General features: G+C 71.0%; 11 protein-coding genes, 1 tRNA gene and 1 pseudogene. 6 read left to right on the forward strand and 7 right to left on the reverse strand.

Annotated elements, in window-relative coordinates; genetic code table 11:
• Positions 1 to 12: 12 nt before the first annotated feature.
• Together bagA and bagB are read left to right on the forward strand one after the other, a co-directional pair.
• Entirely contained in the window at positions 13 to 1005 is a 993-nt protein-coding gene (bagA, locus tag ACFPP6_RS10710) for an ATPase BagA (RefSeq protein ID WP_382039526.1), read from the forward strand.
• Positions 1002 to 2582 carry an ArsA family ATPase gene (gene bagB / locus ACFPP6_RS10715; RefSeq protein WP_382039529.1) on the forward strand — a complete coding sequence of 527 codons (1581 nt, stop codon included), beginning with the start codon at positions 1002 to 1004 and terminating at the stop codon, positions 2580 to 2582. The genes bagA and bagB overlap by 4 nt, the downstream gene beginning before the upstream one ends.
• A 79-nt stretch (positions 2583 to 2661) precedes the next feature.
• Here the strand turns inward: bagB and ACFPP6_RS10720 are convergent, their stop codons facing one another.
• Positions 2662 to 2997, reverse strand: coding sequence for a WhiB family transcriptional regulator (locus tag ACFPP6_RS10720; protein ID WP_058045538.1), 336 nt, complete (start codon positions 2995 to 2997; stop codon positions 2662 to 2664).
• Between the two features lie 384 nt (positions 2998 to 3381).
• Between ACFPP6_RS10720 and ACFPP6_RS10725 the strand changes: the two genes are divergently transcribed.
• The gene (locus ACFPP6_RS10725; RefSeq protein ID WP_382039533.1) at positions 3382 to 5613 is read left to right on the forward strand and encodes a transglycosylase domain-containing protein; all 2232 of its coding nucleotides are present in this window, start codon (positions 3382 to 3384) and stop codon (positions 5611 to 5613) included.
• Between the two features lie 111 nt (positions 5614 to 5724).
• On the opposite strand, the gene ACFPP6_RS10730 is transcribed toward ACFPP6_RS10725, so the two are convergent.
• Positions 5725 to 6189, reverse strand: a complete 465-nt coding sequence (locus tag ACFPP6_RS10730; RefSeq protein ID WP_382039535.1) for a GatB/YqeY domain-containing protein — start codon at positions 6187 to 6189, stop codon at positions 5725 to 5727.
• A gap of 235 nt (positions 6190 to 6424) precedes the next feature.
• On the opposite strand from ACFPP6_RS10730, the gene ACFPP6_RS10735 reads away from it, so the two are divergent.
• The 3 genes from ACFPP6_RS10735 to ACFPP6_RS10745 all read left to right on the forward strand — a co-directional run bounded on the left by ACFPP6_RS10735 (position 6425) and on the right by ACFPP6_RS10745 (position 8297).
• Positions 6425 to 7351 carry a metallophosphoesterase gene (locus ACFPP6_RS10735; RefSeq protein ID WP_382039538.1) on the forward strand — a complete coding sequence of 309 codons (927 nt, stop codon included), beginning with the start codon at positions 6425 to 6427 and terminating at the stop codon, positions 7349 to 7351.
• 68 nt (positions 7352 to 7419) lie between these two features.
• Positions 7420 to 8178, forward strand: a complete 759-nt coding sequence (locus ACFPP6_RS10740) for a Pr6Pr family membrane protein (RefSeq protein WP_382039540.1) — start codon at positions 7420 to 7422, stop codon at positions 8176 to 8178.
• Between the two features lie 45 nt (positions 8179 to 8223).
• Positions 8224 to 8297 (forward strand) — tRNA-Pro (locus tag ACFPP6_RS10745).
• Between the two features lie 227 nt (positions 8298 to 8524).
• On the opposite strand, the pseudogene ACFPP6_RS10750 reads toward ACFPP6_RS10745, so the two are convergent.
• The 5 genes and pseudogenes from ACFPP6_RS10750 to sbnA form a co-directional block, all read right to left on the reverse strand.
• Positions 8525 to 9463, reverse strand: a pseudogene (locus tag ACFPP6_RS10750) (hydroxyacid dehydrogenase); the annotation flags it as partial.
• A 31-nt stretch (positions 9464 to 9494) separates the two neighbouring features.
• The gene (locus ACFPP6_RS10755; RefSeq protein WP_382039543.1) at positions 9495 to 11060 is read right to left on the reverse strand and encodes an L-lactate permease; all 1566 of its coding nucleotides are present in this window, start codon (positions 11058 to 11060) and stop codon (positions 9495 to 9497) included.
• The gene (locus ACFPP6_RS10760) at positions 11057 to 13000 is read right to left on the reverse strand and encodes an FAD/NAD(P)-binding protein (protein ID WP_382039546.1); all 1944 of its coding nucleotides are present in this window, start codon (positions 12998 to 13000) and stop codon (positions 11057 to 11059) included. Before ACFPP6_RS10760 ends, ACFPP6_RS10755 begins: the two co-directional genes overlap by 4 nt.
• A 131-nt stretch (positions 13001 to 13131) precedes the next feature.
• Positions 13132 to 14139 carry a 2,3-diaminopropionate biosynthesis protein SbnB gene (sbnB, locus tag ACFPP6_RS10765; protein ID WP_382039549.1) on the reverse strand — a complete coding sequence of 336 codons (1008 nt, stop codon included), beginning with the start codon at positions 14137 to 14139 and terminating at the stop codon, positions 13132 to 13134.
• Between the two features lie 2 nt (positions 14140 to 14141).
• Positions 14142 to 15167, reverse strand: a complete 1026-nt coding sequence (gene sbnA, locus ACFPP6_RS10770) for a 2,3-diaminopropionate biosynthesis protein SbnA (protein ID WP_382039552.1) — start codon at positions 15165 to 15167, stop codon at positions 14142 to 14144.
• Positions 15168 to 15467 lie beyond the last annotated feature (300 nt).

The following is a 15467-nucleotide window of genomic DNA, read 5'->3' on the forward strand; positions in this document are numbered from 1 at the left end:
AGGCTCCGAATCATGAGCAGGCTCCATGTCGTCAGCGGCAAGGGCGGAACCGGCAAGACCACGGTCGCCGCGGCACTCGCGCTTGCCCTCGCCGCCGAGGGCAAACGCACTCTCCTGGTGGAGGTGGAAGGCCGGCAGGGCATTGCCCAGCTGTTCGAGACGGAAGCGCTGCCCTACGAGGAGCGCAAGATCGCGGTGGCTCCGGGCGGGGGCGAGGTGTTCGCCCTGGCCATCGACGCCGAGCGGGCTCTGCTCGACTACCTCCAGATGTTCTACAAGCTCGGCAGCGCCGGCCGGGCGCTGAGGAAGCTCGGCGCCATCGATTTTGCGACAACCATCGCGCCCGGGCTGCGCGACGTCCTGCTCACCGGCAAGGCCTGCGAGGCGGTGCGCCGCAAGGACCGCACGGGGCGCTTCGTCTACGACCACGTCGTCATGGACGCCCCGCCCACCGGCCGCGTCACCCGCTTCCTCAACGTGAACGACGAGGTGGCCGGCCTCGCCCGGATCGGCCCGATCCACAACCAGGCGCAGGCCGTCATGCGGGTGCTCAAGTCGCCCGAGACGGCGGTGCACTTCGTGACGCTGCTGGAGGAGATGCCCGTCCAGGAGACGTGCGACGGCATCGCGGAGCTCCGCGCGGCGGGCCTCCCCGTGGGCGGCGTCGTCATCAACATGGTGCGGCCGGAGATCCTGGACGCCGCGGCCGTCGAGGCCGCCGCGAACGGACAGCGGGCCGCCGTGGCCCACGCCCTGTCGCACTCCCTGGAGCGCACCGGCTTCGGCGGCGCGCGCAACCCCGGCCTCGCCGAGCAGCTCGTCGATCCCCTGCTGGCCGAGGCCCGCGAGCACATCGAGCGGCTCGCCCTGGAGCACCGCGGCCGCGCCGGCATAGCGGAGCTCGGCCTCCCCACGTACGAACTGGAACTGCTCGGCGACGGCGTTGACCTGGCGGGGCTGTACCGCATGGCGCGCGAACTGCGGAAGCAAGGAGTGGCCCGTTGACAGCCCCGTTGGCAGCAGCCCAGGTGCCGGCCCCGCGTAAGGGCCTGGACGCCGCGTCCGTCCTCGCCGTCGACCCCGTCCTGGACAATCCCCGCACGCGCATCGTCGTGTGCTGCGGCTCCGGCGGCGTCGGCAAGACGACCACTGCGGCGGCCATCGGCCTGCGGGCGGCGGAGCGCGGCAGGAAGGTCGTCGTGCTGACGATCGACCCGGCGCGCAGGCTGGCGCAGTCGATGGGCATCGAGGAGCTCGACAACGTGCCCCGCCGGGTGCCCGGCATCGACACGTCCGCCGGCGGCGAGCTGCACGCCATGATGCTCGACATGAAGCGGACCTTCGACGAGATCGTGGAGGCCCACTCCGACAAGGAGCGCGCCCGGGCGATCCTCGAGAACCCCTTCTACCAGTCCCTGTCGGCCGGCTTCGCGGGCACGCAGGAGTACATGGCCATGGAGAAGCTCGGCCAGCTGCGCTCCCGCGACGAGTGGGACCTGATCGTCGTGGACACCCCGCCGAGCCGCTCCGCGCTCGACTTCCTGGACGCTCCCGGGCGCCTCGGGTCGTTCCTGGACGGCAAGCTCATCAAGCTGCTGGTCGCTCCGGCGAAGCTCGGCGGGCGGGCCGGGATGAAGTTCCTGGGCGTCGGCATGTCCGTGATGAGCGGGCCGCTGAACAAGCTGATGGGGGCCCAGCTCCTGCGGGACGTGCAGACGTTCGTGGCGGCCATGGACACCATGTTCGGCGGCTTCCGCACGCGCGCGGATGCCACGTACCGGCTGCTGCAGGCCCCCGGTACGGCCTTCCTTGTCGTCGCGGCGCCGGAGCGGGACGCGCTGCGCGAGGCGGCGTACTTCGTGGAGCGGCTGGCCGCGGAACGGATGCCGCTGGCGGGGCTCGTCCTCAACCGGGTGCACGGCAGTGCGGCCGATCAGCTCCCGGCGGACCGGGCGCTCGCCGCGGCCGAGGCCCTGGCGGAAGGGCTCCCCGAGCGGCCTGCGAAGGCGCCGGAGGCGACCCCGGACGCGACTGCGGGCACACCCCCGGAAGGAACATCGGAAAATCTTGCCGACGGCGGCATTGTGGATCGTGAGAGCGGGCAAGCTGGCTCACGTACCGCCCGCGTCGCAGGAACCGGCGCTCCCACGGTCCCGTCCCCTCCCGAGAGCGGCCTCCCCCAGCCGGCATCCTCAGGAGATCCGGACACAGATCCGGGCACAGATCCGAACACAGCCTCAGCAGTTTCAGCGGTCTCAGTAGCTTCAGCGGCTTCAGCGGCCGACGATGCTTCAGCCGACGACGCTTCGAGGACCGCGGCCGGTCTGCTGCGGCTGCACGCCGAGCGCATGCAGGTGCTCGCCCGCGAGCGGCGCACGCGTGACCGCTTCACCGCTCTGCACCCGGAGGTCGCGGTGGCGGAAGTGGCCGCCCTGCCCGGTGATGTGCACGACCTGGCGGGACTGCGGGAGATCGGCGAGCGCCTCGCCGTCCAGCCTGCCGCCACCGCCTCCGTGGATGCCTCCGAGGGCGCCTCTACGGGCCCGTCGGGCGCCGAAGCGAGCACCGTCGACGCGGAGTGAGCCGAGCGCTGCAGATGCCCCTCACGTGCGGGCTGCGGATGCCCTGCGTCTGCGGAAAGGTCCGCCGTCCGGCCGAGGACTACCCGACGGCGGCGTAGTCGCCGTACTCGTCGTCGCCGAGGGACAGGATGCCCGCCCCGCGCTCGTATTCCGTGCGGGCGGTCTCCAGGAGCCTGCGCCAGGAGGTGACCGTCGGCCTGCGCCGCAGCAGCGCCCTGCGCTCGCGCTCGGTCATCCCGCCCCACACGCCGAACTCGACGCGGTTGTCCAGCGCATCCGCCAGACACTCCGTGCGCACCGGGCACCCGGTGCATACCGCCTTGGCCCTGTTCTGTGCAGCGCCCTGAACGAATAGTTCATCCGGATCGGTAGTGCGGCAGGCTGCCTGCGCACTCCAGTCGGTTACCCAGCCCATGCTGGCGCCGTCCTCTCCCGAATCGGGGCTCCCCCACGGCGGCAGCGGCATATTCACCGTTGCCAGTTGAGGACGTTACGGAAGGCGGGCAGGGGGCAACACCCCCTTCGGGCCCAATCTTGGATGGCCCGAACGGACTATGCGTACGCGGCAGATCACCCAACGGAGTGAGCGGACGACATTACCGACCAACTCGTCATATCGGGGCAGGTCACCCGGGTCGCATAACCCAGAGGGTGACACCGACGGCAATACGGACACCTCTCATCACCCACAAGAGTGAGAGCGGAGATGATGCCGAATCACACCGCAGTGACTGGCGTGAAACAGCGTAGGCGAACACACGGGCGTCTGTCCGCCGAATGAGAACGTAGGCTTCCCTCCATGGGTAAGAAGCGCTCGGGCGAGGGGTCCAACAGGACCCGGATGGCCGCCAAATTCCTCGGTGTCAGCGTGCTCTCCGGAGCGGTTCTGGCGGGCCTGGCCCTGCCTGCCGTCGGGGCATTCGGCCTAGTGGCCAAGGAGTCGGTCGAGGGGTTCGACGAGATCCCGGCCAGTATGAAGACCCCACCGCTCAGCCAGCGCACCACAATCCTGGACGCCGAGGGCGGTGAAATCGCCAAGGTCTACTCCAGAGACCGTACGGTCGTACCGCTGAACGAGATCTCCCCGTACATGCGGAAGGCGATCGTCGCCATCGAGGACGCGCGGTTCTACGAGCACGGCGCGATCGACCTCAAGGGCGTGCTCCGGGCGCTGAACAAGAACGCGCAGTCGGGCGGCGTCTCCGAGGGCGCCTCCACGCTCACCCAGCAGTACATCAAGAACATCTTCGTGGAGGAGGCCGGCGACGACCCCGACAAGGTCGCCGTGGCCACCCAGCAGACCCTCGGCCGCAAGGTCAAGGAGCTGAAGTACGCCATCCAGGTGGAGAAGGAGCTCGGCAAGGACCGGATCCTCAACAACTACCTGAACATCACCTTCTTCGGGCAGCAGTCCTACGGCGTCGAGGCCGCCTCCCAGCGCTACTTCAGCAAGCGCGCGAAGGACCTCACCCTGGCCGAGTCGGCGATGCTGGCCGGCATCGTGCAGTCGCCGAGCCGCTACGACCCCGTGAACGCCCCGAACGAGGCGACCAAGCGCCGCAACACCGTGCTGCAGCGCATGGCCGAGCTCAAGGTCGTGACCCCACAGGAGGCCGCGGCCGCCAAGGCCGAGCCCCTCAAGCTCAAGGTCACCCGGCCCAAGAGCGGCTGCATCACCGCCGTGAACGGCGCCGGCTTCTTCTGCGACTACGTCCGCGAGGTCTTCCTCAAGGACCCGGCCTTCGGCAAGACCAAGGAGGCGCGGGCCAAGCGCTGGAACGAGGGCGGCATGACGATCCGCACCACCCTCGACCCGCAGACGCAGAAGTCCGTCCAGAAGTCGATCACCGACCACGTCTACCAGTCCGACCCGGTGGCCACCGCGATCTCGATCGTGCAGCCCGGCACCGGCAAGGTGCTCGGCATGGGCCAGTCCCGCCCGTACGGCTTCGGCGATCACCAGACGCAGATCAACCTCTCGGCCGACAAGAACCGGGGCGGGTCGAACTTCGGCTTCCAGACCGGCTCCACCTTCAAGCCGATCCTGGCGGCGGCAGCCCTGGAGGAGGGCATCTCGCCCAACAAGTCGTACTCGTCGCCGTACCAGATGCCCTACCCGGACTCCGTGGACACGTGCTCGGGCACCTGGAAGAACTCCGGCGGCGAGACCGTCAGCAACGAGAACCGCAGCGAGGTCGGCCCGTACGGGATGCGGGAGGCGACCGCCAAGTCGGTCAACACCTACTTCATCCAGATGATCGGTGACATCGGTACCTGCCCGGTGACGAAGATGGCCGCGAAGCTCGGCCTCGAGCCGGCCTCCGGCGCCGACATGGACCAGGTGCCCTCGATCGCGCTCGGCACGCAGGGCATGTCCCCGCTCACCATGGCCGCCGCCTACGCGGCCTTCGCCAACGGCGGCACGTACTGCACGCCCGTCCTGATCAACGCGGCCACCGGCCCGAACGGCAAGAGCCTGCCGGTCCCGAAGAGCAAGTGCTCGCGCGCCATGTCCGAGCAGACCGCCGACACGGTCAACACGCTCCTCAAGGGCGTCGTCGAGGACGGTACGGGCAAGGAGGCCGGTCTGGACGGGCGCGACAGCGCGGGCAAGACCGGTACGACGGACGGCCGCAAGGCCGCCTGGTTCGTCGGCTACACGCCCAACATGGCCGGTGCGGTCTGGGTCGGCGGCCCGGGCAAGGACGTCGAGATGGAGAACATCACCATCGGCGGCCAGTACCACGACAAGGTCTACGGCGGCGACACCCCCGGCCCGATCTGGCGCGACGCCATGGCGGGCGCCCTGGAGGGCAAGGAGGCCCCGACCTTCGACACCGTGGCGGTCGGCGGCGGCGAGCGCGGCGACTCCGGCAAGGGCGGCAACACCGGCAGCGGGCGCAAGAACAAGCCGGGCACCGGCGGCAACAAGCAGGGCGGCGGGAACGGCAAGCCGGGCGGCACCGGCAAGACCGGTGGCATCACCGGGCGGAACAGCCAGCCGGGGACGGGCCAGGACGGCGGCCGCTGAGGCGGTGCCCGAATGCCCGGTGATCCGCAGCTGGTGAGCGAATGGAGAAGGGGCGCCCGGACCGAATCGGTCCGGGCGCCCCTTCCATGTGTCCGTGCAGAGGTACGGCGGTCAGCCCGCGAGGAGCCGCTTGACCTCCGTGGCGACGCGGCTGCCCTCGGCACGGCCGGCGACCTTGGGGTTCACGATCTTCATGACGGCGCCCATGGCCTTCGGCCCCTCGGCACCGCCGGCCTTGGCCTCGGCCACGGCCTCGGCGACGATCGCGGCGAGCTCCTCGTCCGACAGCTGCTTCGGCAGGTAGGCGGCGAGCACCTCGCCCTCCGCGCGCTCCCGCTCGGCCTGCTCGGGGCGGCCGCCCTTGTCGAACGCGTCCGCGGCCTCGCGGCGCTTCTTCGCCTCGCGGGTGATCACCTTCAGCACCTCGTCGTCGGAGAGCTCACGGGCGGACTTGCCCGCGGTCTCCTCGTAGGCGACGGCGGAGAGGGTGAGGCGGAGGGTGGAGGAGCGCAGCTCGTCACGCGCCTTGATGGCGGCGGTGAGGTCGTCGTGCAGCGTGGACTTGAGCGTGGTCATGCCGCAATCTTCGCATTCGGCGGGGGATGGCGCCCCGCATTAACGCCGTGGGGCGGCGGGGCGGCGACAACTCCCGCGGGGCGCCCGCGACATCGGTTCGGGACACGGCCACCGATGCGGCCCGCGGCACCGGCCCGGGCCGGGCCAGGTCCGGCCCGGGCGCCGGTCCGAGCCGTCCGGGAGATATCCACAGCCCGTGACGGGGTGAGGCCGGCGGTCTGCGACCATGTACCCCATGCGCGCTCGATACGGAGTACCCCTGGGAATCGCGGCGGTCGGCGCAGCCGGCCTCGCCTACGCCGCCGGCTTCGAGGTCCGGTCCTTCCGGCTGCGGCGGGTGACGGTGCCCGTGCTGCCGGCCGGGATGCGGCCGCTGCGGGTGCTCCAGGTCTCCGACATCCACATGGTCTCCGGGCAGCGCAAGAAGCAGCGCTGGCTGCAGTCCCTCGCCGGGCTCCGCCCGGACTTCGTGATCAACACCGGCGACAACCTCTCCGACCCGGAGGGCGTGCCCGAGACGCTGGACGCCCTGGGCCCGCTGATGGAGTTCCCGGGCGCCTACGTCTTCGGCTCGAACGACTACTACGGCCCCAAGCTGCGCAACCCCGCCCGCTATCTGCTGGAGCGGGCGAGCGGCAAGCACGGCCTGAACGGCAACGCCCCGGTGGTCGGCGCGATCCACAACCCCTGGGAAGAGCTGCGCGACGGCTTCGACTCGGCGGGCTGGGTGAACCTCACCAACACCCGCGGCGCCCTCAAGGTCGCCGGCTACGACATCGCCCTCACCGGCCTCGACGACCCGCACATCAAGCGCGACCGGTACGCGGAGGTGACCGGCGGCCCCCGCGAGGACGCCGACTTCTCCATGGCCGTCGTCCACGCCCCCTACCTGCGGGTGCTCGACGCCTTCACCGCCGACCGCTATCCGCTGATCCTCGCCGGGCACACGCACGGCGGCCAGCTGTGCATCCCCTTCTACGGGGCACTGGTCACCAACTGCGACATCGACCCCGAGCGGGTCAAGGGCCTCTCCACCCACAAGGCCGGCGGCCACCGCTCCTACCTGCACGTTTCCGCAGGCTGCGGCACGAACCGCTACACCCCGGTCCGCTTCGCCTGCCCCCCGGAGGCCACCCTCCTCACCCTCGTCGCCCGCGACTGAGCCGCGCGGGCCCGGGTCGGGGGATCTGCGCCCGACGGGATTCCGGAGCCCACCCGTACGGTGGGGGAATGCCCGAAACGACCCCCTCCACCACCCGGCGCGGCGCGCCCAGCGCGGTGGGCGCTCCCGCGTCCGCGATCGTCCCGGCCGGCCGCCGCCCCTTCGCGGCGGCCTTCCGCGCGCTCGTGGCTCTGGCCGCGCTCACCGGCATCGTCCTGGACTCGATCGACTCCGACGACCTGGGCCGGCTCTTCAGCTACTTCACGATCCAGTCCAACGTCCTGGTGGCGGTCTCCTTCGCCTGGGCCGCCCACCGTGCCTGGACCGCGCGCCCCGCCCTCCCCCCACGCATCACGGGCGCGGCGCTGCTCTTCATCTCCATCACGGGCCTCGTCTTCCATTTCGTGCTCTCGAACGACTCCAGCGGCTTCTCCATGACCAGCGAGCGCACGCCTCTGGAATCGGTCGCCAACCAGCTCCTCCACACCGTGACCCCGCTCGCGGCCGCCCTCGACTGGCTCGTGCTCACGGCGCCCGGCGGCTTCCTGCTGCGCCACGCCTGGCAGTGGCTGGTCTACCCCCTCCTCTACCTCCCCTTCGCCCTGGTCCGAGGCGCCCTCCTCGCCCCCGGCACCGACGGCCGCTACCCGTACCCCTTCCTGGACATCGACCTCCACGGCTACGACGGGATCGCCATCAACGCCGTGGTCTTCGGCCTGGCCTTCTACGGACTGGCCCTCACCCTGGTCCTCCTCGACCGCATACGGCCCCACCTGCGCGGCCCCCGGAATCGGATTTCGCCTCTGGGCTCCGGTCCGCTAAAGTAGAGCTCGTTGCGCCGGAGACCTGCGAAGCAGGGAACCGGAGAGCATCGGGGTGTAGCGCAGCTTGGCAGCGCGCTTCGTTCGGGACGAAGAGGTCGTGGGTTCAAATCCCGCCACCCCGACTTCGGAAACAGCAGGTCAGGCCTGGTTTCTCTCTCTGAGAGAAACCAGGCCTGACCTGTTTTTGGCATGCCCGGACTGCATGGACCGCATGGGCGGTGATCCGGGGCACATTCGCCGTACGGCGGGTGGGGCCGCTCTCCTCCTATAAGGAGAGCGGCCCCACCCGTCGTGCCTGCGTATCCCGGTCTCAGCTGCCCACGGCCGCGAAGGGGCGGGGTTCCGGAGCGTTGACCGCGTCCGGGACCGGGGTGCCCGTCAGGGCCTGGATCACTGATCTTGCCACCTGGGTTCCCGCCTTCTCCTGGGCCTCGTGGGTGGAGGCGCCCAGGTGGGGGGTGGCCACCACGTTGTCCAGGGCGAGGAGGGGGGAGTCCACGGGGGGCTCGGTCTCGAAGACGTCCAGGGCCGCGCCCGCGATGCGGCCGGCGCGGAGGGCGTCGGCCAGGGCGGTCTCGTCGATGATCCCGCCGCGGGCGACGTTGACGAAGTACGCGGTGGGCTTGGCCTTCGCCAGTTCCTCCTTGCCGATGAGGCCGATCGTCTCGGGCGTCCTGGGCAGGTGGACGGTGACGAAGTCGGCGCGGGTGAGGAGGTCGTCGAGGCCGGCCGTCCCGATGCCGAGCTCCGTGGCGCGCGCGGGTGTCACGTAGGGGTCGTAGGCGATGATCTCCATGCCGAACGCCGCCATCCGCTCGGCCACCAGCGCGCCGATGCGGCCCAGGCCCACGATGCCGAGCACCTTGCCCGAGAGCTCGGTGCCCGTGAAGCGGCTGCGCTCCCAGGAGCCCTGCTTCAGGGAGTGGCCGGCCTGCGGGACGTTGCGGGCGGCCGCCAGGAGCAGGGCGCAGGTCAGCTCGGCGGCGCTGACGATGTTGGCGGTGGGCGTGTTGACCACGAGGACGCCGGCGCGGGTCGCCGCGCCGACGTCGACGTTGTCGAGGCCGACGCCCGCCCGGCCGATGACCTTGAGACGGGTTCCGGCCGCGATGACCTCGGCGTCGGCGCGGGTGCCGCTGCGGACGAGCAGGGCGTCGGCGTCCGGGACGGCCGCCAGGAGGGCGGCGCGGTCCGTACCGTCGCAGTGGCGGATCTCGACCCCTTCGCCCAGGGCGTCGACTGCTGCGGGTGAGAGCTGGTCGGCTATCAGCACAACGGGGTGGGTCATGACCGTTCTTTCTGTCGGGTTCTCTCGGGTCTCACTGCCAGATGACTGCGATGGCTCCCGTCGTGAGGAACACGAGGGCGTGCACGGAGAGCACCGTGCGCAGGACCCATCGGGTGTCCACGGGGCGGTCGGCTTCCCTCTCCGTGTCCGCGTTCGCGGCCGTCTGCACCACGGGGGTGGTGATCGTCCCGGTCGCCGTTCCCGAAGGCGAGGACGACGGTGCGGACGTTCCGGCGGGCTGCGGTGCCTTGGGCGGCGCCGCCGGGCCCGGGGCGTTCTGCGCCAGCTGTGCGGCCAGGACCACGCGGGCGCTGGAGGCGCCCGAGGCCAGGGCCGCGCTGACGTTCTGCACGGCGACGAGGTGCCCGGTGGAGTAGCCGAGCGCCTCGGCGGTGTTGGCCTGGCTGGCGGCGAACATCGCGTTGGCACCGGTGTTGGAGCCGGCGAGGAAGCCGCCGACGGCGCCGATCCAGGGGGCGAGCACGAGGTAGGAGGAGCCGATCGTGGCGCAGGCCTCGGCGAGCTCCCGGCTCATGCCGGTCACGGTGAGCACGGTGCCCAGGGTGAGGAAGACGACGGTCGTCAGGGTCACCTGCCACCAGCGGCCGAGGGCGGCGACGGCGGCGGTGCCCAGGACGGGTTCCCCGGCGCCGAGCAGTTTCGGCGTGAGGGCGGCGGTCACCAGGAGCCAGCCGCCGGGGCCGGCGACGACCGTCCACCAGCCTTCCTTGACGCCCGCCGACTCCAGGATCAGCCGGCTCACCAGGAGGCCGGCGACGAGGAAGGCGTACGGGGAGAGCGTGCGGCCGATGGGCTCGCGCTTGCCCTCCGCGCCGTCCCGCTCCAGCATCCGGGAGACCACCAGCAGGACGACCATGGTGACGAGTCCGCCGAGGACGCCGGCCAGCGGCACGCCGATGAAGGTGTTGACGGCCCAGACGGTGCCCCAGAGCGCTGCCACGGCCAGCAGCAGGTCGCCGGCCGAGGCCAGCGCCCGGCGCACGCCGAGGGCGACGACCAGCGTCGCGGCACCGCAGATGAGGAAGACGGGCGCGGACAGCAGGGCGGAGTCGATGCCCAGCTGCTGGAAGTCGACGTCGCCGAGTTCGGCGGCGACGAGGCTGCCCGGGGCCAGGGAGCCCCACGGCACGGTGACCAGGCCCAGCAGGCCGACCACGGCGGCCTTCGCCGGTGGCAGGCCGAGCTGGCGCAGGAGCGGGATGGCCACGATGACGCCGATGCCGAAGCCGGTGAGCGACTCCGCGAACGGCGTCACGCCGAGCATCACCAGCAGCACCGCGCGGCTGGGGGAACTGCAGGCGCTGCCTATCCAGTTGCCCATGCGGGACTGGGCGCCGGTGCGGGTCATCAGCTCGCTGAGCAGGATGCCTCCGAAGAGGATCGCGCCCAGTTCGACGATGGTCGGCAGCATGTGCAGCTGGGCGTCGCCGAGGTCGCCCAGGGGGGTGCGGAACGAGGTGGCCGTGATGACGAGAGCGGTCGCCAGGGCCGCCAGGCTTGCGTACAGGGCACGCACGCCCAGGGCGAGGAGCCCCAGCGTGACGAGGATGGGGAGGGTTGCGAGAGCAGCGTTCACGTGGCCACCTTTGCAGATGCCATCTCTGCAGTCGTCAGGGGCAGTTCGGACAGGCGCTGCGCTGCTTCGAGCATGGCGGTGACACTGCGGTGGGCGTCCATCAGGGCCCGTGAGAAGCCGCCCGGCGACGGCACGTAGTGGTTGTAGAAGGTGGTGCCTTCGGACAGCGGGCCGAGCACCCACATGCGCTCGTCCGTCTCGCCGTCGCGGCCGACCGGGTGCAGGTCGCGGGTGAGGTCGACGCCCCTGCTGCTGGCAACGGCGGGGCGGTGCCTGCGGATGGCGCCGTTGCGGACCAGGTCCGCGAGCAGCGGGCTGCCGGTGCGCTCGACGTCGGGCTGGCCGGAGGTGGCGTGGACCAGCCAGTCGGCGGTGGCGGAGTACGGCGTGTCCAGCCGCGTGGAGGACAGCCTCCAGCGCTCCTCCTGCGCGTCCCAGGCGAGTTCCGGCTCGGGGCCGAAGGGGACGGCGACGGCGCCGGCCCGGAGCAGGGCGAGCAGCTCCTGGTGGCGGTCCAGCTGCGGTCCGGTCACCGACCGGTTGAGGACGGCGGTGAAGGAACCGTAGAACTCCTCGTGGGACTTCTCGTCCAGGCCCGCGAAGTCCACGGCGCGGCGGAGCAGTTCGCGCCGGTCGCGCAGCACTTCCAGCGCCGCCTTGAGCGGGCTGCCGGACAGGCCCAGCTCCGCCTGCTCCAGGTCGGCGGCGATGCGCCCGGCGTACCAGTCCTGGTAGGCGCCGCTGTCGGGGAGTTCGCCCGTCTCGGGGAAGAGCAGCGCCTCGGGGTCCAGGACGCCGAAGTCCTCCCGGTGCGCGTCGTCCAGCCGGTCCAGCTCGGTCTCCAGCCGTCCCGCCGCGAGGGCCTCGCGCAGGGTGGCGGCCGTCCGCGTCTCGGCCTCGTCGCCGCCGAGCAGCCCGGCGCAGCGCAGGTGGAACGCGACGCGCATCTCGGTGCGGACCAGCGGCAGCAGGTCGCCGTGGAGGCTCATGCCCTCCCCCGGCGCGTCGGCCCGCAGGCGGTCGACGGACTCCGGGGTGAGCACCAGTGACTCGTACAGCGGACCCTGGCGGTTGGCCCTGGGGCGGGCGCGGAACGGCAGGCCGGTGCGGGAGTACAGCAGGATGCTGGGCTCCGAGCCGCTGGGGACGTACTGCAGGGTCCCGTCGACGGTGGTGTAGCGGCCGCCGCGGCCGAGGGTGAGCGCGGCGAGGGCGTCCATGCCGGACAGTCCCGTGCCTCCGAGGGCGACGGTCTGTCCGGGCAGGATGTCCGCGAAGCGGCTCTTCGGCGGGTAGATGTCCCGGACCCTGCGGTGCTCCCCTGGCGACTGCTCCGGCGCGGGCGGGGCGGGCGGCGGGGTGTGGCCTGTGGTGAGGAAGACGAACGGCGCCGTCAGCACACCGCCGTCGTCGAGGACGATGCGGCGGTTGCCGTCGGGCAGGACGGTCAGCTCGGTGGCCTCGCCCGTGTGGAAGCGGATCTCCAGGTGGTCGGGGGCGCGGTCCACGACCCGCCGCAGGAACCAGGAGAGGTACTCGCCGAGTATGCGGCGGGGAAGGTAGTCGTCCTCGCGTATCTCGCGGCCTACGGGGCCGAGCGTGTACCCGTCCTCGGCCAGCCGGAGCCCCCGCTCGCGGACCCACTCGTAGAGGGTGGGTCCGCGGTCGCCGACGGTGTCGCCGACGGTGGCCTCCTCCGGGAACGGCGAGACCTGGTTGCAGGTGGTGTTGAGCAACAGGTAGTCGGGCTGGGCCGGGTCGTGGATGCCCGTGGCGTCGCACAGCGGGTCGACGACGTCGACCGTGAACGGCCGCTCGCCCCATGCGGGGGCCGAGGTGAGCGTGACGATCCGCTCCAGGACGCCGAGGCCGCGGGAGCCGAAGCCGATGATGCAGGCGCCGAGGGCCGTGGCAGCGGGGGCGGAGGGCGACGTGGACAACCCAGACGACGTGGACAACGTGGACGACGTGGACGACGTGGACATGGTCGGCAGAGGCGAAGTCACCGTGGAAGCAGAAGAAGAGAGTGAGGAAGAAGAAGAGGAAGGAGAAGAGGACGGCAGCGTCATCGTCACCACCGCCGCGTCTCGCCGAAGAAGTCCGGGACGTCGACGGTCTCGCCGCTCTCCCGCGCCGTGCGGTAGACGTGCATGCCGACGGCCAGGTCGAGGACGCCCAGACCGAACGGGGAGAAGATCACCGGACGGTCGCGGTCGGGCTCGACGTCGCCGAGGATGACCTCCGCGAGCGTGCCGTCGATGAAGTCGCGGTGCCCGTACTTCTGCTCGGCCAGGTGCGGGGAGGTGTTGGCCGTCATGCAGTGGCCGATGTCGTCGAGGATGTTCTGCGCACCGAGGATGATCTCCGGGCCGATGTCGCGCAGCGAGACGTTCAGCACGACCTGGCCGGCGGTGAAGGTGGCGGCGTCGGTGACGTAGGGCTCGCCGGCCGTCGTGGCGAAGACGATCAGGTCGGAGCCGGTCAGGGCGGCCGTCAGGTCGTCCTCGGTCGTGGTCCGGTAGCCCAGGGACGAGCCGGCGTACTCGGCGAAGGCCTTGCTGTACTCGGGCAGCCGGTCGTGGATGACCAGCTCCTCCACGGCCCACTCCTGGGCGGTGAAGAACTCCAGGATGTTGCGGGCGATGATGCCGGCGCCGACGATGGTCAGCCGCCGGGCGGTGCGCCCGCCGGTCAGCTGCTCCGCGGCCAGGACCGCGGAGGCGGCGGTGCGGGCGGCGCTGATCTGGGAGGCCTCGAGGCAGGCGAAGGGGTAGCCGGTCTCGTAGTCGTTGAGCAGCAGGGCGGCCGAGGCGCGCGGGAAGCTCTTGTCGATGTTGCCGGGGAAGCTGCTGATCCACTTGATGCCGGCCACGTCCGTCTTGCCGCCCAGGTAGGCGGGCAGGGCGATGATGCGGCTGTCGGGCTTGTCGGGGAAGCGCAGGAAGTAGCTGTTGGGGTTGACCGACTCGCCCGCGTGGTGGGTCAGATAGGTCTCGCGCACCTCCGTGACGATCTGCTGCCGCGTGCGGCCGATGATGTCGCGGGCGGTCTTTCCGCCGATGACGCTGAACTCGAACATTGTTATCCCTTCAGGGCCGGCACGCCGGTGCCGGGAATCGGATTCGGTGTGGTGGCAGAGTGACCGCGCTGATTCGGCACCGTGACGTCGGCGCCGAACCGTTCCTGGACCCATGTGTCGTCGTAGATGGTGCTGAGGTACCGGTCGCCGAAGTCGGGCGCGATGGCCACGACGCGGGCGCCTGAGGGGATCTCGTCCCGCCGGCTTTCGACGGCGGCCAGCACCGACCCCGTCGAGCCGCCCGCCACGATGCCCCGCTGGGCGGCGAGGCGGCGGCACATGCGCACGGCCTCGGCCTCGGGGACCATGACGGTGTGCTCGATCTGCTCCGGGTCGAAGATCTCGGGCCGGCGGCTGGTGCCCAGCCCCGGTATGTACCGCCTGCCGGGCGGGTTCCCGAAGGTGACCGAGCCGACGGTGTCGACGGCGATCACGCGGGTGTGCGGGGAGTGCTCCCGGAAGTACGCGACGCAGCCCATCAGCGTCCCGGTGGTCCCGGCGCCGACGAAGAGGTAGTCGACGTCCAGCCCCTGCTTGACGATGGCGGCCGCCGTGCGCTCGTAGTGCGCCTTGGGGTTGGCGGGGTTCGCGTACTGGTTGGGCCAGACCAGTCCGGGGTCCTCGGCGAGCCGCCGGTGGATGTAGTCGATGCGGGACTGCAGGAAGCCGCCGTTGGCGTCCCGCTGGTCGACCGAGACGACCTGTGCGCCGAAGGCCTTCATCAGCGCGATGCTGAGGGCGGACGTGTTGGGGTCGACGACACAGGTGAAGCGGTAGCCGCGGGCCGCGCACACCGAGCTCAGCGCAATTCCCAGATTGCCGGAGGAGGATTCGATGACGTGGCCTCCGGGGCGCAGGACCCCGCGGCTCTCCGCGTCCTCGAGAAGGCCGACCGCGGCCTTCATCTTGATGGATCCGGCCGGATTGAAGCCCTCCAGCTTGAGCAGGACATCGACCCCCGAAATGAAACCGGACAGGTCGAGGAAGACGTCGTCCAGGATCATCTCGTGCGTGCTCTGATAGATCATTGATTGATCGCCTCGTATTTCCGCGGGTGGGCACGGGAAACGACGGCACCCCGACAACTTTCCGGAGCCTTTTCCTTGGGGCGCTCGGGGGAAGGGGGTCTCGCGGTGGCAGGCCGGGCCGCCACTCCCTGCGTCCAACTCTGCCCGGGTAGGACCTTGTTGACCATGAGATGTCCATGGCGAGAAGTCGTCGGCGACTTGTCGTCACCCCCGTCGGGCCGTTTGGTCCTGACAGGGGGCCGGGGCGGGCGCGGTGCGCCACGAAAACGACCGGCCGCCCGGGGTCGGGCGGCCGGTCAC

This window comes from Streptomyces aureoversilis, from assembly GCF_042657885.1.
GTDB lineage: Bacteria > Actinomycetota > Actinomycetes > Streptomycetales > Streptomycetaceae > Streptomyces > Streptomyces aureoversilis.